This window comes from Paenibacillus sp. FSL H8-0034 (assembly GCF_038000305.1).
GTDB lineage: Bacteria > Bacillota > Bacilli > Paenibacillales > NBRC-103111 > Paenibacillus_S.
Genome location: NZ_JBBOBS010000001.1, coordinates 7,227,194 through 7,246,124, shown reverse-complemented (window position 1 = coordinate 7,246,124; position 18,931 = coordinate 7,227,194). Strand labels below are relative to the sequence as shown.

Below are 18,931 nucleotides of genomic sequence, written 5' to 3'. Positions count from 1 at the left end.
ATATAGAAAAGCAAATGCTTACGAAGTCAGTTTTGCTAAAGCAAAACTCAGCGAATGCTTACGAAGTTAGTTTTGCTAAAGCAAAACTCCCAGGAGGTGAAAGAAGCGTATGTCACGTCTCAAGCTGTTTACTGTGGTTATTGTTGCAGGTTACTTGATTGGTTTGCTGGCTACCTTATTTGTGCCCGTTTATGTCGCGCTTCTGATTCCGGCAGGTTTATCGTCATTGGCACTTATTTTCTACAAACCGAAGCATCCGATGCAGGGTGCAAAGCCTTTTGCCGAGCCTATAGCACCATCACAAGCTTCAACACCTCTGCCGTCCGATCTCCAGGATACAGTTGCTAAGGATCCGGTATGGGGGCCTGTTCTTGAGTATATTGGTGTGCTTGAAGATATGATGATATCTGAAGGGCAGAAGGATAATCTCGATAATGAAATTGTGGAAAAAACACTTTCTCTTTTAACACGGCTTCAGCGGGTCATTCCGCAGCTTCAGGAACTGAATGATGGGAACATCAATCATAATATTCATCGGCTGGTGTTCAAGGATTTGAATGGTGCGGTTAATCCCTTTTTGAAGCTGAGTGGGGAAGCCAAACGGCAAAACCGTCGGCTGCTGCTGACAGGTCTCAAAGATATTAATTCTAAAATTTCCTTTTATGTGGAATCGATTGAACATAGGGATTTAATTGATCTGCAAACCAAAATTGATCTCATTCATGAACGCTACAACGTACAAAACTAATTTTTAAAGGAGCTGAGATGTTTGTCAACACAACCATTGACGGAGCTTGTTCTTCTTAAACAGGAGGATGTGAACAAGGTAGAGCAGGAAGCAAAGCAGCTGATTCAGAAAGTATCGACGACCGATACGTTAGATCTGGACAGCCTGATGGATGAAATCGGTAATATGGGTCAAAGAACGATGGAAAAGGCAGGACAGTCGCTCGCGATGCTTGAACGTCCGGTGAATGAGCTGATGTCCGGCAAGCGGGCTGAGGTTTCCAATAACATATTGAAGCTCCGCGGCGAGATCGATGCGTTGAATAAAAGCAAGCAGGTCGGATTTTTTGATAAACTGCTGAAAAAAACACCAATGAAAAATTTTGTCTATAAATATCAATCCGTGAATACGAATGTAGCGGCGATTGTCCAATCTCTGCGCAATGGCAAGGATACTTTGCAGGAAAACATTGTGTACATGAAAAATTTGAAGCGTACCGCGATTCAAGAGGTTTACAATGTTCAGGCGCGAATTGCTATGGGCAATAAACTGAAGGAATTGTTCGAGCAAGAGATCAGTAAGCCGGAAAATGCGAATCGAAAAAACCATCTGGAACGTGGTCTGCGCAAGGTCGTAACCCGTATCCAATCGTTTACCGAAATGATTTTGCTGTACCAGCAGGCGATTGCAGGCACGGATATTATTAATGACAATAATGATAAACTGATTGATGCGGTAGACAGCACGATTCACAAAACCCAGCATTTGATTACCGTATCTGCGATGATTTCCATGGCACTTCAGGATCAGCTCGATACGATTGATGCAGTCAATTCCGCGAATCGTACGCTGGAGACAATGTTCGCCGAAAATTCAAGGCAGCTGAAGGAAACGACTCAGAAAACGAATGATCTACTGGGCAAGCCAGCGCTGCAAATCGATGTAATTAATCAGGCGATTGGCGACTTGTTCACCGCGATGGATTTATATGAGCAGTCCAACCGCAGCATCATTCAAACCGCGACCGAGCATACCACCAAAATGACGGAGATCAACAAAACATTGAATCAACGTCTCGGTATTACCCCTGGTGGACAAGCTGCGATCCAAAATCAGCAGCAGAACCAGTCTTTGTCGAGTTTTTTGGAATAGGCAGAGGCAGGAGTGTAAAAGCATAGAGTCCATATCGAATCCGGGAGCGCTCAGCTCCCGGTTTTTGTCGTTGTACATATCTTGAAGATTAAGACTATTCTTACCGTTATCCCGGTCAGCTTTTGCATGGTTCATTCGGCCTGCTTGTGTAACAAACGGGTTGCAGCTGCATACAATGAATGGAATATGGGCAAGTCGGTTGAGCATAAGGTTAGGTATGATCAGGAATCACATTAAAAGGAAATTGAGGTGTTCCTATGCTTGATATGTTGACGGCACTTGGGACGGTTATTACGCTGATTGTGTTAGCCAGCATGGAGAGGGCACGGTATATAGCGTCATTGAACGATGAGATATGAGGAATACGGACGATTATTGTCAGTGAAGGTGATGTTTGCCAATGCCTATGAATCTGGTACTATGTAAGTAGTATCTATAGATCGGAGGCTGTATATGCTAGAGTTTGAATTCGAAATTATTAATGAATCTTCCATTAATTTGCGTTATTTATTTGGTGGCGAATGGTTCACTTTTAATCTTTATTTAAGTGATGAGGTCTGGATTCTTCATCCTTTTGAAGGGATACTGCTCGGTAACAAGGAAATGAGCCGACTGGTCATAGCCGATATGTTCACGAACAAAACCTTTTTGGTTATGCTGGCCAAGGAAAGAATTTTGTTGTCGAATATTCATGCTTCGATGGATCTGGGGCAGCAATCTGAACAGCAAATTCCGCTCCGCGGCAGAATCGAGGATCAACCCGAGCCAGCAGATCATAAGGACAATATGGACGACATGGATGCTTTTATTCAAGGGAATTCGATTGAAGAGGTTATTGAGCAGGAGAAGAAACTTGTGGTAAGTCGCGTTACTTATTTTCGTGAGATTCTAAAACGTATGTTCATGGACGGTCTTGGTCCCAATGATGAGGAGTTTGATAAAGTTCGCGGAATTGTGAAAGTGTATGAGGAGGCTGCACAGAAATTGGGGAACCAGGATGATCTGTTCAACGGGAACAATCACAAACGGTTTTAGCGGATGTTCAAAAAGTCCCCTTTTGATCACGAAGTCTGACAGGGAGGCGGATTCGGCATCGTATCTTGCATTCAGGCTCGAAGTGCGGTGCTCATTTAGATTTGCCTAAATTCCGCTCCTCCTTCTTCACCTTCTTGCAACCTACTCGGTGCTGAAAAGTCAACTTTTTGAACACGGTTTTAGAAAAATCTGTGCATCTCCTCGGGAATGCCATGGCGTGTACAATACTGTTCAATCGTTTCTTCCTGATGAATTTCGCTGTTGAATACGAGCAGCTTAACGGCGAAGCGGTTAGCCTGCATTTCAAATTTACCCGGATTAAAAAATGAATGCTCCTCCAGAAAAAAACGGCTAATCCCCTGATGAAGTCGATCATGTCCAAGCTCGTGGGCACAGACGAATCGCTGCCATTCCGAAGAAAGCTGATTATGAATGACGATAAACCGTCGTTTGAGCTTGCGATAATAAATGCCTCTTGTATTCGTCCCCAGGTCATGGAATCTCACTTGGATCCCCATCGCACGGGCAATCGTAAAAGGGCAGTTCGTTTTATGTCGTTGTATAAGCTTGGATACGGTTTTTTCCATTATCATCACCCGGCTAATTCAATTAGTAAGGCAGTTACGACCTGTGATGTTCACGGCTTGGGTGTGGTATCGGAGTTCTTTGGTTTGGTGTGTTTGTTCATCTGCTTGGCTTCCCAGAAAAAACCGGTCAAAACGTCCATAATCCGCTGCCTGTCCGCATCATTGATCGGCATACCGTCAAACATGACCTCGCCATCTTCCTCCAGCATTTTTTTAAAATCCCGCTTGTCTCTCGATGTAGCCCATTCTGGGATTTCGTTTAACCGTTCCTCCGGCATATGGCCGGCCTGACTCATCATTTCCTCATAAGGTACTTTTAAGGCATCGGCGAGCTTGCGAATCGTTTCCGGTTTGGGGATGCCTCTCAGACCATTTTCAATGCGCGAGATCTGAGCATTACTAATTCCAGAATCCAGTGCCAGCTGATTAATGCTGATTTTTTTGCGTTCACGGACGGATTTCAGATAGCTGCCAAACTGCGTTTCGCTCATAGTAAGAACCTACCCTTCATTACCTCTTGGTAATAATATACCAAAAATATTCCAAAAGGTAAAGAGAAATAACGAAAAACTGTTACCAAAAGGTTAAAAAGACAGATAATTGATTGTTATAGGGGTTATTTGCCTGTTTTTCCAGCTTTACCAAAGAGAGTAATTTTAATAGTATTATAGCACAAGTGTTCGAGAAGAGGTGAATAATTACATTTCAAGCAAACGATAACAAGGGGTTATCATCGTAAACGGGTGAGAAAGAAGAAAAGAACAAATTTTTGCTGAGCAAATGTTACCAAAAGGTATTTTTTAATAAAACAATATGCAGGAGGTTATGCAAATGAACCGAGGAATTTCTGATCAACCATGGCTTACAGGAATAGACGAGCTGAAACAGGCTTACCGCAGCACCCATCATATTTTGCTTAAGGCTAAAGAAGTCGCCCATCCGCCCGAGGAGCAGCAGTTAATTGCCGAAATGATCGCAGATGTCAATTATGCCATTGAATGGATGCATACCGGCAAATGCCCGGGTAACCGCAGAGGTATTGAACGCAGAGCCGCTTACCAACGGGAAAAGCTTGTAGATCCGTTCCAAATGCAAATCTACATGCAGCAGCACAATCCGGTAATGGACGAGCCTGCCGCGGTTACAGAGTCACAAAGATTGCAAATCGAACAAGTATTGGCCGGCCTGAGCATCCGCGAGCGGGAATGCTATGAGCTTCATCATGGGATGAGCTATTCCTTGAGTGAGATCGCAGAATTGCTGGGTGTGAAGAAAGGCACTGTGCAGGGCTATGTGCAGACGGCGAATAAAAAGGTCGTGCAGGCGAAGCAATGCGGAAGTACGGGCGAGCAGCATGATTGATGTCATGTAAAAAGCAATCATCATCGGCTTGCACGAGAGTTTCAGAAAGCTGCCCCTTACGACTGCCACCTAATAATGAGAACAATATACGAACAAGTGTTCTTGTTTTAGGGAATGACTGTACCTACAGCTGGACAAGAGGAGGAGAGGAACAGTGAGTGATGTCAGTCAATAAATAAAATACTGCAAAGAGGATGATGTCATTGGCAAAATTTGCAGAACTGAGCGAATACAAGAATACGATCATAGATCGCTTGTTGCAGTCGGAGGAGTTAACGAAAGCGCTGAAATACAGCGAAAATGATTTTTTGGCACAGCCTTCCGTAGATGATCCAAGCCAATTAATCTACAAAAATATTTTTCCATATCGGTTTATACCGGAGGCTAACATATTAAAAGAAACTTTTATAACTATTTCATTCCGCAAGTATCGGTTAGTAAACAGTCGATTTAAATCAGGGTATATATATTTGAATGTATTTACCCATAGGGATTTATTCCAAACAGTCTACGGTTGTACGAGGGTGGACTATCTGTTGACTAAAATCGATGAATTGTTAAATCAACAACGCGGAATTGGTATGGGCAAGCTGGAATTTAACAAAATGGATGAATTAACCGTTAACGATCTGTACCAGGGCACCTATATCCGATTTAAATCGACGGATTTTAATTAATGTTGAATGAGCAGGATTTGCAGTTGAAATTACTCATGGGCACACCTGTTGATGTCGGTAATGGTTTGCTGCTTCATATTCCCAAATTAAAAGAAATTATATCGCTTGGTGAAAGTAAGTACAGCCAATATTTACTGGCTTGCTTATTCGACAAGAACCACACGGATGAATTAAAGGGAAGCGAACTAAGCAGCCTGGAAATATTGTTCGGATATTGCTTTCATAATGAGGAGTTCCGGCAAGTAACGCTGGATGCCTGGAAATTTTTGTTTCAAAGCGAAGCTTCGATGGGCAATGATGAGACGAATGTGTTCTTTTATTTCGAACAACTGGATAAGCGGATCGACAAAGAAAATTTCACCTACATTCAGCAGATTATCAGGAAGGCTAACTACATCAAAGCCGATAAAGAAGCAGAGTACCGACCGGCTAATTCAAGGGCTGCCCAGATGATTGAGCGAATCAAAAATGGTCGAAAACATAGACCGAAATCCAGAGAGACGATGAATCTGTACAGCATGATTTCAGGCTTGGCTTGGAAATCGAACACGATTAGCTTGGTTACGATTTTCGAGCTCACCATTTATCAGCTGTATAACGGGTTTTACACAATCGAAAATATTGATAACTACCATCATATACTATCCGGCATTTATGCAGGAACTGTAGATGGCAAGCAGATCCGCTTTGATCAAATTCATTGGGCAAAAATTTTGGAAACATAATTCAGAGGAGATGGTTTAGATGACAACACCTAATCAATGGGGTATTCGCGAAGTAGCTGTAGCAACATTTTATGATCTGAAGACAGGAAAAGCATTGGTACAATTAAACAATTTGAAAACCTCCGGGCTCGAAAACAGTGCTGAAACCGTGTATGCCAGAGGCGGCCGCGGTAATGCCAAAATTCTCGGCTTCACTTCCGGGCGGGAAGGTAAAGTTACGCTTCAGGACGCGCTTTTTACGAACCAGGTCATCGCGATGATGACAGGTAACAGCCTGGATAAAGCCTCACAACAGATTTATCAAAGAGATGTTCTGCAGGTAAGCGATAATTCGGCAAGTCTGAAATATACTCCTGCTCATGAAGGAGCGCTGATTAGCGTTTACAAGTTGAATTCGGATGGTACGCATGGCACCGAATTAACCTATACATCAAACAGCGTTGCTGCCGGCAAGTACACTCTTACAGCTAAAGTGCTTGCTTTTAATACAGGCGAGCTTCCTGACGGCGCTGAAATCGTCGCGTACTATCAAACTGATACCGATGCAACATCGGATAAAATTACCGTTTCGTCCGATAAGTTTGCAGGTTCTTTCAAAGTCGTTCTTGACTGCCTAGTTCGCGATGTGGTTACACATCAGGATTTTGCTGCACAAATTGTAATCAATAATGCCAAAATGGAAGATAACTGGAAGGTCGATATGGCCGCAACAGGCGATCCATCCGTATTTGATATCCCGATGCAAATTCTTAAACCGGTTAACGGCACGGAAATGTGGACGATGACAATTTACGACGACGCGTTATTGGCGTAATAAGTAAGAAAGGCAGAGAAAGAGTCTCTGCCTTCTCATTTTGAGAAGCTCTCCCTTATGAGAGGGCTTTTGAACATGAGAATGTACCATAAAGGAGCTGCGATGATATGAGCAAGCAATTAACACTCACTACTGTCAATAAGGCACATGCCAAGGAATTTAATGAGCAAAAGAAAGTAACGTTAAAAACCGGAGACTTTTTATTGATCGATGTACATTTCAGGAAAGCCAAAATTCAGCAGCTATTGATCGATTACCAGGAACTGTTGGAGCAGACCCACACGAAAGCAGTCAGTATGGGGGTGCTCAAGGATACGACCTTCGTCTTTTATATGCTGCTGCTGCGCCATTTTACAAGCTTAAGTCAAATTCCCAATGAAATTGACAAGCTCGTAGTATGCTGCGAGAAGCTGCTTGATCTTGGTATTTTAGAAGAAATTCTCAATGCCTTTGACGAAAAGGAGCTGCAGAAGGTGACGGACACAATGAAGCGAGCCAGCGAAAATAGTAAATCGATCAACAGCCAGCTTGAAAGTGAGTAAAAACTATAAGTAAAGGATGTGGGCTTAATGGCTAAATACGAAATTAATGAGCAGGTTAAAAATAACATCTTTGCGTTTCTGGATCGTGTGGATTTAAAAGGCAATGAAGCGGAGGCGCTGGTCGCCATTAAATACATCCTGTCCCAGCCTATCGAGGCAGACATCCAAGAGCAAGGGGAGTAATCACTATGGCAGATCTTGGGGTAATGGTCGTAGGATCGATCAAAGAAGATAAAACCATTGCTGAAATCAATAAAGCGATTCAAAGAATTGAAAATAATCCGGACATGAAGAAAATTACATTGAAAATCGATATGGGCGATAAAAAGAAGCTTGATTTTAAAGACGAGCTTAAGACGATCGGATTGACTTTCGATAATGCCTGGAAGCAGATGAGCACTTTTTTTAAAGATGGCATTACGTACGTGAATGAATTGAATAAATCATTGACCGATCTTTCAGTCATCTACATGAAGAGTCAAGGTGATGTAGCCAAATATGGCGAGCAATTTCATAAGATGGGCATGGATATGGGTGTTGCCACTCTGGATATAGCTAAAACTACCGTCGAATTTGCCAGACAAGGCTTGTCCATGGAAGAAGCTATGCAAAGAACGCAAACCGCTATGAAATATGCCAAAATATCCAACCTGGATTATGCCACCTCTTCGCACATACTAACGGCTACCATCGGTAATATAGGGGTGGATATCAACAGAGCGGCTGATGTGTTCAGCTACTTAGGCGATGCTACCTCTGTCGGGGCAGATGAAATTGGAAAGGCGATACAGAAAATTGGCGGAACCGCCGGAAGCGTCGGAGTCGAATTCGAGAAGGTAAGCTCTTGGGTCGCGACCTTATCCTCCAGAACGAGCGAGAGTGCAGAAAACATTGGTACGGCAATGAGAACGATCCTGGCCAGAATGCAAACGCTGCGAGATGGCAAGGATACGACTCAACTTAATCAATTAACAGATGCATTAGCGGAAGCCGATGTTAAGCTGCAGGATACGAAAGGAAATTTCCGCAACTTCGGCGATATCATGGATGATCTTGGTAAAAAATGGACTAGTCTATCGGCTAAGCAGCAGACTAACATTACCGCGGCAATTACCGGGCCCGCGCCGACGACCGCAGTGGCAGGGATCACCCCACAGCTCGGCTTTATTAGATTGATGGAAGACTATAAGGATTCGGTTAAAAATTATGAGCAATCTCTGTACTCGGCAGGAACAACACAGCAGAAGTTTGACCTGCTGCAGCAAGGAACGGAAGCCAAGCTGACAAAGCTGAAAAATGCCTGGAGCGGTGTTTGGCAGTCTGCATTTGATTCAGAATCAATAGGAAATATAATTACAATTCTGACCGGCTTGGTTGGACTTTTAGATGGATTAGTTAAGCTAGTTGGTATTGCTCCCGTAGCGATTTCTGCACTTGGTATTGCTGGTTTGTTGCTTAGCAGTAATCTTAGAATACTAACATTTTCTGTTTTAAGTTTGGGAAAAGGATTCCAATCACTGGGTATTTCAGCAGAGGTTGCGAAATTAGCAATAAGAGGATTTGCCGCTTCTACAGGTATTGGGCTTGCTCTAGCAGGGCTTAGTATTGTACTTGAGAAAGTTATGAATTCGTATATGGCTGCTGATGAATCGCAAAACAAAATGTTCGATGATTTGAAAACAGGCACAGATACGGCATCTCAGCATATTTCAACTTTAGAGCAATTAAACAAACAGTATGCGAACACAACGTCTTCTCAAGAAGAATTGAACAACATTAGGCAGAAAATGTCCGCTATTATGCCTGAAATCATTGATCATTATGATGCGGAAGGAAAAGCCGTATATAAAACTTCACAGGAAATTGATGCACTAATCGAAAAGGAAAAGAAATTAAATACAGGCAGAAAGAAGGATCTTTCCAATAATTTATCTGAAAGCTTGAAAGAGACAGTCGAAAGCATAGATGAAAGCAAAGGAAAAGTATCTAAAAATAAAGACCAATTCAATTACTCAAAGGCAAATTTAGAGTCTTTAAAGTATACACAGGAGTTTTTTTCTGCCAATCAAATAAATAAAGAAAATATGTTTTCTAGTGCAAATATTCCCAAGATGGAGCAATTGCGCGGGAAAATCAATTCGATATTTAAGGCAAATAATTCATATACGTCGGAAAATTTTCTTGCTAATTCTCTTTTGCAATTTGATGGAAATATAGATCATGCAGTTGAAAATGCAAGAGCAAGTTATGGCAAACTAAGCATAACGATGAAAACTGAAAACGATAAAATTGAAGCGGAAACCAGGAAATTCGCCACTGAATTAAAAGTAGTAAATGATACTTTTATGGATGAAACCGGGACTACTGATAAAAATGTTAAAGTTTTTTTGGATAAGTTTGGAGAGGGCTTTGTTCAATCCCAAAATATTACTAAGAAGAACTATGATCAAATAATAATAGATTATAGACAAGCGTCTGAAGATGTTGGAAAGTTTATTACAGACAACAAAATTGATTTAAGTAAAACATTAAGTAGCGAAGATTTGGAAGCTTTAAGAAGTAAACTGCTTTCTAGCGGTATGGCAGCTAATGTAGTCGAAAGCAGTCTTAAAGCATTGTCCAATATCACGCCAGTTGCTTCCAATGGTGTTAATAACCTGGTAGCCTATTCAGGAAATTTGGCTGAGACGATGGATAGAGCAGAAAAAACGTTAAAGCCGCTAAATGATGCGCTAAAAGAAGTATCTCAAGGGCATTCACTTTCTGCTGATGCTATAAAAAATCTGATTATTCAATATCCAGAACTAGCATCTCATGTAACTAAACTTACCGATGGGTATACAATTGAAGAGAATGCCATTGAAAGGCTTAGACGTGCCAAGGTTGTTAAAGCAATCAATGATTTGGAAAGCGAAAAAAAAGCGACGAATGCGACTCAAATCAATACGCTAATGAGAATGAAGGCTTACGGTGTTGAATTAACACAAATAACAAATCTTGACGATGCTAAAAAAAAGCTGGATGAGGCCAAGTCAAGACAAGCATTAGCCAAATCTAATCCTTTACTTCCTTTTGCATCGAAAACTATTAAAGATAAAATAAATAAGGACGATGAAGCTCTAAAAGCATTAGAAGCTGATTATTATGAGGCAAAATCAAATTCTGACGAACGTGATGCTCAAATAAAACTATTACAGGACATGCTTAGAGATCCTAAAAATAATGACAAGGGTAATCAAGCAGCTTCTACCTCAGCAGCGCATGATGAGTATAAAGTGGATGCATATAAAAATTCTATTGAGCGTTTGGATGCTCAGTTAAAAGAATCTGAATCCATCATGACTCGCTACAAAGATACTTCTCAGGATTATCGAATTGAGCTACAAAAGCAAAGCGACGTTACCAAAGAAAAACAAAAGTTAACTGTTACTGAAGCTGAGAATCTACGTGGAGATATTGAAAAGCTTGAAACTAAAATAGCCAAAACTAAAGATCAAGAAAGTAAAAGTGCACTACTGCAGCAACTTGATCAGGCTAATAAAAACCTTATCGACTTAAGTTCCAAGTGGTGGGATTTCCAGATATTCATTGAACAAACTGATAAAAAAACGAAAGAATCTTTATATAATCATTCTAAAAATTGGATCGCCAATGAAAAGTCGGATATGGAGCTTAATTTCAAGTCTAAAATTGAAATGGCTCAGATGGAATATGATGCTTGGTTGCGTCTTCAGCAAAAGAAAGGCGACTATACACCAGACAGTCAAGATGAGATCCAGAAAAACTTAGCTATCGCTCAACGAAATTTAAAAGAAGAAACGTTTAACCTTTCTAAAGATTGGATTGATCGAGAAAAATCATCGATGGATTTGCTTGGCAAATCAGAACTGGAAGTAGCACAAACGGTCTATGACGCTTGGGATCGTGTTAACTCTAAAATGTTGGCAGATAAGGATAAATATACTGAGAAAGATCAGAAGATTATATCCGATGAACTCCTTAAATCGCAAAATGCTTTAAAAAAATCCCAATTAGCTCATTCGGAATTGTTGATACAAGAAGAAACAGATCGTATGATCCTTGCTGGTAAATCCCAAACTGAAATTGATAAGATGGTTCTTGATGCACGTGATCGTATGAGAAATGCATCTTGGACGAAAGAACGTGGATTAATTGCCCTTACTGCTTCCGAACAGTTAAAAGCAGAGAAGAACTTTGCCGATGCCAAGAAAAAGCTGGAAGATAAGAAAGAAGCCAATGCCAAGGAAATCGCCAAGCAAGCTGTTGAGCTGCAGAAGAAAATTTTCGAAGCTCAACGTGATGTTGAATTAGACGCTCTCAAAAAAGTGGCAGAAGCAGAAGAAAAGCGGCATAAGCAAAAAATGGATAACTACGATAATGAGATGAAGAAGTTTGAAGCTTCGATTAATCTAATTCAACAATCCATTGACCGCGAATCGGATACGGCTGACTACAATGATAATCTTACCAAATCGCAAAAAGAAGCCGACGATATTCGAGTTAAGATTAAAGAATTAGCCTTAGATGATTCCATAGAATCTAAAGCCAAGCAAGTTGATTTACAAAAGGAATTGGCCGATAAGATTCAGGAGATCGACAAGCTGCAGAAGGATCGCACCAAATCTTTGCGTAAAGAGGGTTTAGCAGACTTATTAGAGGCGAAGCAAAAGGAAATTGAAGCAGCGAGAAAGACAGAAGACGCTACTTATGAGGCTAATAAAGCGACCAATGATTTAATTAAAGAGAATGCCGATATTAAGTGGAAAGGCATTATTGAAAATGATCAAACCTACTTGGATATAGAGAGAAATATCATGGAAGGTCATCTGGATCTAGTATTGAAGAATTTCGAAACGTTTTCGGGTGGAATTGCAGGATTGGCTAAGGTTATGGGTGCGGAAATTGATAAAAATCTAAATCAACAATTAACTCGATTTAATGAAGATGCATATGCATTTTTAAAGGATCCTACTGCTGATTTACCAAGTGCAAAAAAGAACAATCCTGTTTATACACCAGCACTCACACCAGAAGAAGAAGCCAAAAAGAAAATGAAAGCAAATTCTGAAGAATGGAATAAACCAACAACGAGTGAAGCGAGAAAGAAAGAACTACATGATGCAAATGAGACAATAGGATATTCCATTGGGGCTACGTATCGAGATGGTACATGGTACGATAAAGATAATAATCCTCTATATTATCATGATGGTGGTGAAGTAGGAGTTTCTGGTACTTCTCAGCAAGGCTGGATGAGTAAACTCCTCAGTAGTAACGAGATTCCTGCTATCTTGAAGAAATCTGAGATTGTATTAAGTGATCCATTGAAATTTTTGAGTGAGTTAGGCAGAAATGCATTAAGTAACGTATCCAATCTGTTGAATAACAACACTTCTGCCGCTGGAGCGAATAGTTCAATTGGAAATATCAATATGTATGTTTCTGTTAATGGAGACAAAGCTGGTGGGCAGGCGGTGTTCAATACATTTGTAAAAGAATTAGAAAAACGAGGGACTAGATGATCTAGCTCTCTTTTTAATGTGAGGTGAAAAAATGTCGATTCGATCCAGTGAATATTTTATTTTTAATGGTGTTCAGAGCCAATCCTTTGGCATCTTCAATGTGAACATTTCTTCAGGAATGTTGACGGAATCATTCACAGCAAATAAATCAATTAAAGAAGTAAAAATTAGAAATAATCCGACTCCCTATTTCATGAATACTGAATATGAAAAGTTATCATTTAACTTGTCTTTTGGATTTGATGAGAAGTATGACTCAGAGAAGATTCGAAATGTCGCTCGATGGCTGACATCTCCTATTTTCTATGCTCCTTTACAATTATCAGAGAATATCAATCGTATCTTCTATGTCATGTTTACAGATACGTCAGAGTTGATTCATAACGGATTAAGTCAAGGATATCTGAATTTGAATGTTGTATGTGATAGTCCTTACTCGTATAGTCCTGTTTATAATCAAATTATCAATCTTACCAGTAACGTCCCAGAAGGTACAAAAATGATTGTTCCTAATCATGGTGACATCGATAATTACCCTGGGTTGAAAATTAAAGTTATCCATGGAGGTTCATTTTCCATCACTAATCATTCCAATGGTGGAGAGGTTCTAGCTTTTACAGGACTTGCAAATAATGAAACCCTAACAATCGATTGTCAAGCGCAACATATCGAAACAGATATAAGTCATACCTATCGCTTTAGTAATATGACAGCGAATAGTAAATTTTTGAAATTGATTAGAGGGAATAATCATTTAAACATAAAGGGGAATGTGGAGATATATCTATCTACACAATTTAAGACCATACAAGGATAGAGGAGATATCATGTTAGGGTATGCAGATTTACCAGATGATGTCGTAAGACCATCATTACAAATATGTAAAAATGATTTGAGTCGAACAGTTGTTGGCAACTTAACGGAAGCTTATAATTTGAGCCAAAAAATTACATTGGGAAATATCAACGAACTCAGTTTTTATGTTCCTTACCTGATCGAACGTTACCATAAACAAAGTAAAAATCCGAATATCGAGAACATATACAACCGTAGGATTATTAAATTTCTCAAGGGAGACTATACGGAATATTATATTATTAATAAGGTTTCCGATGTCATGGAAGAAGATCAGGATTATAAAAAGGTTGAGTGTTATAGTCTTGGATATGAGCTTAGAGATAAGAAAATTAAAGATTATAAGGTAACTTCCAAGAATGCATCCTATGTCTTATCCAATCTGCTGTATGACACGATATGGACGATTGATTACGTTTCATCTGCGTTCGATATTAAAAATCGTTCCTTTGATATCACGGCATCGGTTTTAGATGCTATTCAACAAGTAGCAGAAACTTTTGAAGCCGTAATTGTTTATGATACTGTTAACCGTAAAATATCCTTCTATGATATTGATGATATCGGTCAGAATAAAGGACTAAGTATTAAGTACGGAAAACTCATGCAAAATGTAACCTATGAGTCAGATGGATCAACCTATTGTACAAGGCTAAAGGCATTTGGACGTTCTGGGTTAAGTATCAATAGAGTGAATCCAACAGGGAGTAATTTTGTGGAAGATTACTCATCACTCCTATATGGATTCCAAAGAGATACCAGTGGCAATGTGATTTCTCATGCTAAAGATATTTCAGACAGTCTAGCGAATGCAATCTTAAATTACTCAGAATTAGTTACAGCACAGATACCAACCTTTAATACACTATTAGCTAATTTCGATTCCTACACAGCGAATTTATCAACTCAGAATACAATCATGAGCACATTAATGACTGAATTAGCTGTGATAGAAGATTCCATAAGTATTGCAAATTCTACCAATGCAAGTCCTGCTGCTATTATTACTCAGAAGAATGCTAAATTAGCACAGATAGCAAGTCAACAAGCAGTCATTGACGGAGTTAATAGCCAATTGTCTAATGTAGATTCTCAAATCACAACGCTGAGAAGTAGTATAAGTCTAGCCAATAATTTCACGCAAGACCAATTAAATGAATGGAATCCATGGATCATCGTTGATGAATTTTCCAATGAAAACTACACGGATGCCAAACAGTTATATGATGCTGCTAAAAAGGAATTGGAGAAGCGAAGAGAACCAAGAATATCAGCAAGTGTAGGCATTGTGAATTTCCTTGAAATCTTAACAGAGTATAAGAATTGGGGTAAGTTAGTTTTAGGTGATATTGTTCAAATTGAACATGAAAAGCTTGGAGTAAATATCACTGCTAAGATTGTTGAACTTAGCTTCAACTATGAAAGTGGAGATGTTCAAGTAACGATAAGTAATGTAAAAGATATATTAACAGATGAGCAAAAAATGATACAAAGTCTTTACAAGGCAATCACTTCATCCGCTACATATGAACGAAATAAATATGAATTGGATGATACAGTAACTACGAATTCGGAAATTTATCAAACGATCAATAATATTTGGGATAGCACAGAACGTGGGATTGTAGCTTCTAATAATAATACTGTCACGATTGATCGTAAAGGAATTAGAATTACAGATCCAACTGATCCATTAAAAGTACTCATTGCTCAAAATGGTGTATTGGCTATTAGTGCAGACGGAGGAAATCACTGGAAACAAGCATTGCGTTATGATGGTCTGGTAGCCGAAAACGTAAGAGGTATACTTGGTGAATTTGTAACTTTATATGCAAATCAAATATCTGTGAGTCCAAGTGGTCAAAAGATTCCCAATGAAGTTATTGCATCAGCAAATTATTGGAATTCAATAGAAAGTAGTGCAAATGATACCACCGCGGCTGCTCTGGCTGCTGCAAAAGCCTATTCGGATACCAATTTGATTACAGCTAATACGTTTTCAACTAATATTAATACAGCGATTCGTAATGATCTAAGATTACAAGCTCCATTGCCAACGAGTGTAACTTTGAATGCAAATGGTATTACTGCATCAACAACAGATGTCAATAAATTTGCCAGATTGGATTATAGAGGATTATATGTTCAGAATGGCGCTTTGCAAATCACATCTAACACAGGAACGGCTATTGTTGATGGAGATGGAATCACGGCAGCAACAATTAAAGCAGGAACTATGTTCGGTGTGGAATCGACCATTGGAACTGGAAATAATGTATTTAAAGCGTCAAGTCAAGGAATCCAGCTTGGACATTCTGTTTTTGGAAGTAGTCCATTTCGTGTTGATATGTCAGGGTATTTGTATGCAACAAATGCAACGGTAAAAGGATCTATCGATTGTGACTCCCTTAAAATTGCAGGTGTAAATGTATTAGCTAATGGTGGTACTAAAATTAGTGGTGATTACATTGATAAAATCACAACTAATCAACTTGTCGCTGGCACAGCTAAAATTGGTACAGCTTTGATTGATGATTTAGTTGTAGGTGGAAATGTAACCATGGGACCAAATGCTACGTTGGCATGGGGTAGAGTAACGAATATCCCAAGTGGAGTTTATAATCCTGCTTATATTACAGAAACAAAAATAACCTCCACGACTATTGAGAGTCCCAATATCATTGGAGGTAGCATTACATCAAAGACTGATATTAATGTTGATAATGACATTAACTTAGGTAACTATATTAAACTGAAAAATCTTAATGGAGGCAGTCAGGGAATTGAATTTGCTGGAAATGCAAGTATTACATTTAAATCGAGTGGCATTTTGGAAATTGGTGCTCGTGAAGGTATTTCTATGAGTGCAGTAACTAATTTTACACAAATGCCTAAAATAAATGCTAGAAATATAGCTACCGAAGACTATGTTAATGCAAAAACATTTGTTGCAACGTTTGGCTGATTATTTCTTTGTAACAACACCGTTTGAAATTTGATATTTAGGAAGAGTAGATAAAATGTCAGTTGGTATTATTTTTTCTAAATGACTAACATTCAGAAGGAGTGACCTTGTATTAATATCATAATAATAATCGAATGGATTTAATACAACCTCTTTTTTATTAAAAATAACAATTCTTGCTGAATCTTGATCATTAATTTCCAATATTTTGTCTGTTTCTTTTAATAGTTTTGGAAACAAATCAGCGTTACTAACAAAAACCTTACCAGCATAATTATCTTCCACTGGCGAATTTGTTACATTCGCTTGTGGTGCTGCTGGCTGTGCTTGTGGTTTAGTTTGTGAGCTTGCTGAACCAACTCCATTATTCAACTCAATGGTTCTACTATCTGCCTTATAGGTTACATCATAGCCCAATGCATTGCTAATACTCCTTACTGGCAGGTAGGAGTTGCCATTGATCACAACTGGTGACTCATCTAGTGTTTTTGCTTGACCATTGATTACAAAGTTAAATTGTGAAAATATAGCTTCAGCTTTTTCGCCAATCGCAGCGAAGGATTGAGCGCTAAACATAAGTGAAGCACCAACAAGACCACCAATAATGTAACCTTTATACTTTTTCATGTTAAATCTCCTTATATCTGTTTTGGAATATTGTACCATGAGACAAGTAGAATTGTAATGTGAAAATAAATCTAATTTTGAATGGAGAATTTCATGGCAAATATTGTAGCACCTTCTCTTCCTTCTTCACCATACTATATAGGGAAGGGATTAAGAGGAAATAATGGAAATGTAGTAAATATATTTGGTCAACCACTTCCGAACGATGGTGTTTTAGGGACTAACAACTTAACTAGGCCTGTGGGTATAGTCAATGCAACTACATATTTCGATGTAACAGGATACTTTGTAAATACTGAAATACCTGTTGTGTTATATGTTTCTCCGAATAGTATTTATTCATCAGTAAATTATACAGTAACATGGTATAGAGAAAGAGATACTACAGTAGTATTTCAACACAATTACACGCTTGTTTCGCCTCCTAATGGTTCATATAGTCCTGGGTCTGTCTACTTTGCGTGGATTGGCTGGCTTTTTGATAATATGCCTGGACTTCCAACGTATCCCATGTATAGGGAGATACAAGAGAATGGAAATTATTATGCTATTATTTCTGCATCTGGTGGAGAAAATTTTACTAGTCCAAAAATAAATTTCGTAGTTGTAGGCATAACTCCATCAGTAATCTTAGAAGATCCAACGACAAATGGCTTTATGATAAGATTATCTAATTACTTTGATACAAGTAACTATATAAGAGCAGGAATATGTCTTAATGAATTTACTGATGGTCAAAGTACACCACCAAATGGCATAGTTGGAAGTGTCAATGCTTCTTCAAGCAGCAACGCTTGTATTGCAAAAACTGTAGCTGAGGGATTAAATTCTGGAACACAATATGGAATATATGGGTTTACTCAGGCTGCTAACGGTCTTTATTATCGTGCAGGATGGACTTTAATTAGAACGCTTGGTGCTCTAAGACCTTCAAATTGGTCATGGAGTACACCAAAAACATCAGGACAACCATTTAATCTTACTGCTACAGAATGGAATCAATTCACTGATGCTATAAATGGATTTAGAACATATCAAAATCTTGTGACTCTTAGCTTCACAACAGCACCTTATGAAGTAGACAAATTATTCTGGTCATGGATGTTTAATCAAGCATTAACTGGAATTAGAGGTGGAGAGCTTGGAGGATATTATTATGATAGCTTAAAAAGTATGAACAATTCTTTTGTATCTAGATTACCTACTAATCGCTCAATTGGAGATAACATAATGGCATCATACTTTAACGACATGAGGGACGCAATCAACTCAATCCCATAATTTAAAGAATAAATAATGATTAAATTCAGTTTGTGAAT

Annotated in this window: 16 protein-coding genes; 13 read left to right on the top strand and 3 right to left on the bottom strand. The window is 39.1% G+C overall.

What is annotated here, in order from left to right; translation table 11 throughout:
• Positions 1–109: 109 nt before the first annotated feature.
• From NST47_RS32385 to NST47_RS32375, 3 genes are all read left to right on the top strand, one after another.
• Complete coding sequence (locus NST47_RS32385) at positions 110–748, top strand: hypothetical protein (RefSeq protein ID WP_341158817.1); 639 nt, start codon at positions 110–112, stop codon at positions 746–748.
• Between the two features lie 21 nt (positions 749–769).
• A complete protein-coding gene (locus NST47_RS32380) occupies positions 770–1,879 on the top strand; it encodes a toxic anion resistance protein (protein WP_341158816.1) in 1,110 nt (369 codons plus the stop codon).
• A 453-nt stretch (positions 1,880–2,332) separates the two neighbouring features.
• Entirely contained in the window at positions 2,333–2,914 is a 582-nt protein-coding gene (locus tag NST47_RS32375; RefSeq protein ID WP_341158815.1) for a hypothetical protein, read from the top strand.
• A 179-nt stretch (positions 2,915–3,093) separates the two neighbouring features.
• On the opposite strand, the gene NST47_RS32370 is transcribed toward NST47_RS32375, so the two are convergent.
• Complete coding sequence (locus tag NST47_RS32370) at positions 3,094–3,501, bottom strand: ImmA/IrrE family metallo-endopeptidase (RefSeq protein WP_341158814.1); 408 nt, start codon at positions 3,499–3,501, stop codon at positions 3,094–3,096.
• A 50-nt stretch (positions 3,502–3,551) separates the two neighbouring features.
• On the bottom strand, positions 3,552–3,992 hold the full coding sequence (locus tag NST47_RS32365) for a helix-turn-helix domain-containing protein (protein ID WP_341158813.1): 441 nt from the start codon (positions 3,990–3,992) through the stop codon (positions 3,552–3,554).
• A gap of 340 nt (positions 3,993–4,332) precedes the next feature.
• On the opposite strand from NST47_RS32365, the gene NST47_RS32360 reads away from it, so the two are divergent.
• From NST47_RS32360 to NST47_RS32320, 9 genes are all read left to right on the top strand, one after another.
• The gene (locus NST47_RS32360; protein ID WP_341158812.1) at positions 4,333–4,863 is read left to right on the top strand and encodes a sigma-70 family RNA polymerase sigma factor; all 531 of its coding nucleotides are present in this window, start codon (positions 4,333–4,335) and stop codon (positions 4,861–4,863) included.
• 203 nt (positions 4,864–5,066) lie between these two features.
• Positions 5,067–5,540, top strand: a complete 474-nt coding sequence (locus NST47_RS32355; RefSeq protein ID WP_341158811.1) for a hypothetical protein — start codon at positions 5,067–5,069, stop codon at positions 5,538–5,540.
• 23 nt (positions 5,541–5,563) lie between these two features.
• Entirely contained in the window at positions 5,564–6,265 is a 702-nt protein-coding gene (locus NST47_RS32350; RefSeq protein WP_341158810.1) for a hypothetical protein, read from the top strand.
• A gap of 19 nt (positions 6,266–6,284) precedes the next feature.
• On the top strand, positions 6,285–7,079 hold the full coding sequence (locus NST47_RS32345; protein ID WP_341158809.1) for a hypothetical protein: 795 nt from the start codon (positions 6,285–6,287) through the stop codon (positions 7,077–7,079).
• A gap of 107 nt (positions 7,080–7,186) precedes the next feature.
• A complete protein-coding gene (locus NST47_RS32340; RefSeq protein ID WP_341158808.1) occupies positions 7,187–7,621 on the top strand; it encodes a hypothetical protein in 435 nt (144 codons plus the stop codon).
• A 27-nt stretch (positions 7,622–7,648) separates the two neighbouring features.
• The gene (locus NST47_RS32335; RefSeq protein WP_179097580.1) at positions 7,649–7,804 is read left to right on the top strand and encodes a hypothetical protein; all 156 of its coding nucleotides are present in this window, start codon (positions 7,649–7,651) and stop codon (positions 7,802–7,804) included.
• 5 nt (positions 7,805–7,809) lie between these two features.
• Positions 7,810–13,164 (top strand): phage tail tape measure protein, encoded by a 5,355-nt coding sequence (locus NST47_RS32330; RefSeq protein ID WP_341158807.1) that lies wholly within the window; start codon positions 7,810–7,812, stop codon positions 13,162–13,164.
• A gap of 31 nt (positions 13,165–13,195) precedes the next feature.
• Positions 13,196–13,981, top strand: a complete 786-nt coding sequence (locus tag NST47_RS32325) for a phage tail domain-containing protein (protein WP_341158806.1) — start codon at positions 13,196–13,198, stop codon at positions 13,979–13,981.
• Between the two features lie 10 nt (positions 13,982–13,991).
• Entirely contained in the window at positions 13,992–16,985 is a 2,994-nt protein-coding gene (locus tag NST47_RS32320; RefSeq protein ID WP_341158805.1) for a phage tail spike protein, read from the top strand.
• On the opposite strand, the gene NST47_RS32315 is transcribed toward NST47_RS32320, so the two are convergent.
• Positions 16,986–17,612: a copper amine oxidase N-terminal domain-containing protein gene (locus tag NST47_RS32315; protein WP_341158804.1), complete on the bottom strand. Its 627-nt coding sequence runs from the start codon at positions 17,610–17,612 to the stop codon at positions 16,986–16,988. It abuts the gene before it with no gap.
• A 93-nt stretch (positions 17,613–17,705) separates the two neighbouring features.
• Here NST47_RS32315 and NST47_RS32310 point away from each other — a divergent pair, with 93 nt between their 5' ends.
• Entirely contained in the window at positions 17,706–18,893 is a 1,188-nt protein-coding gene (locus NST47_RS32310; RefSeq protein ID WP_341158803.1) for a hypothetical protein, read from the top strand.
• Positions 18,894–18,931: the final 38 nt, after the last annotated feature.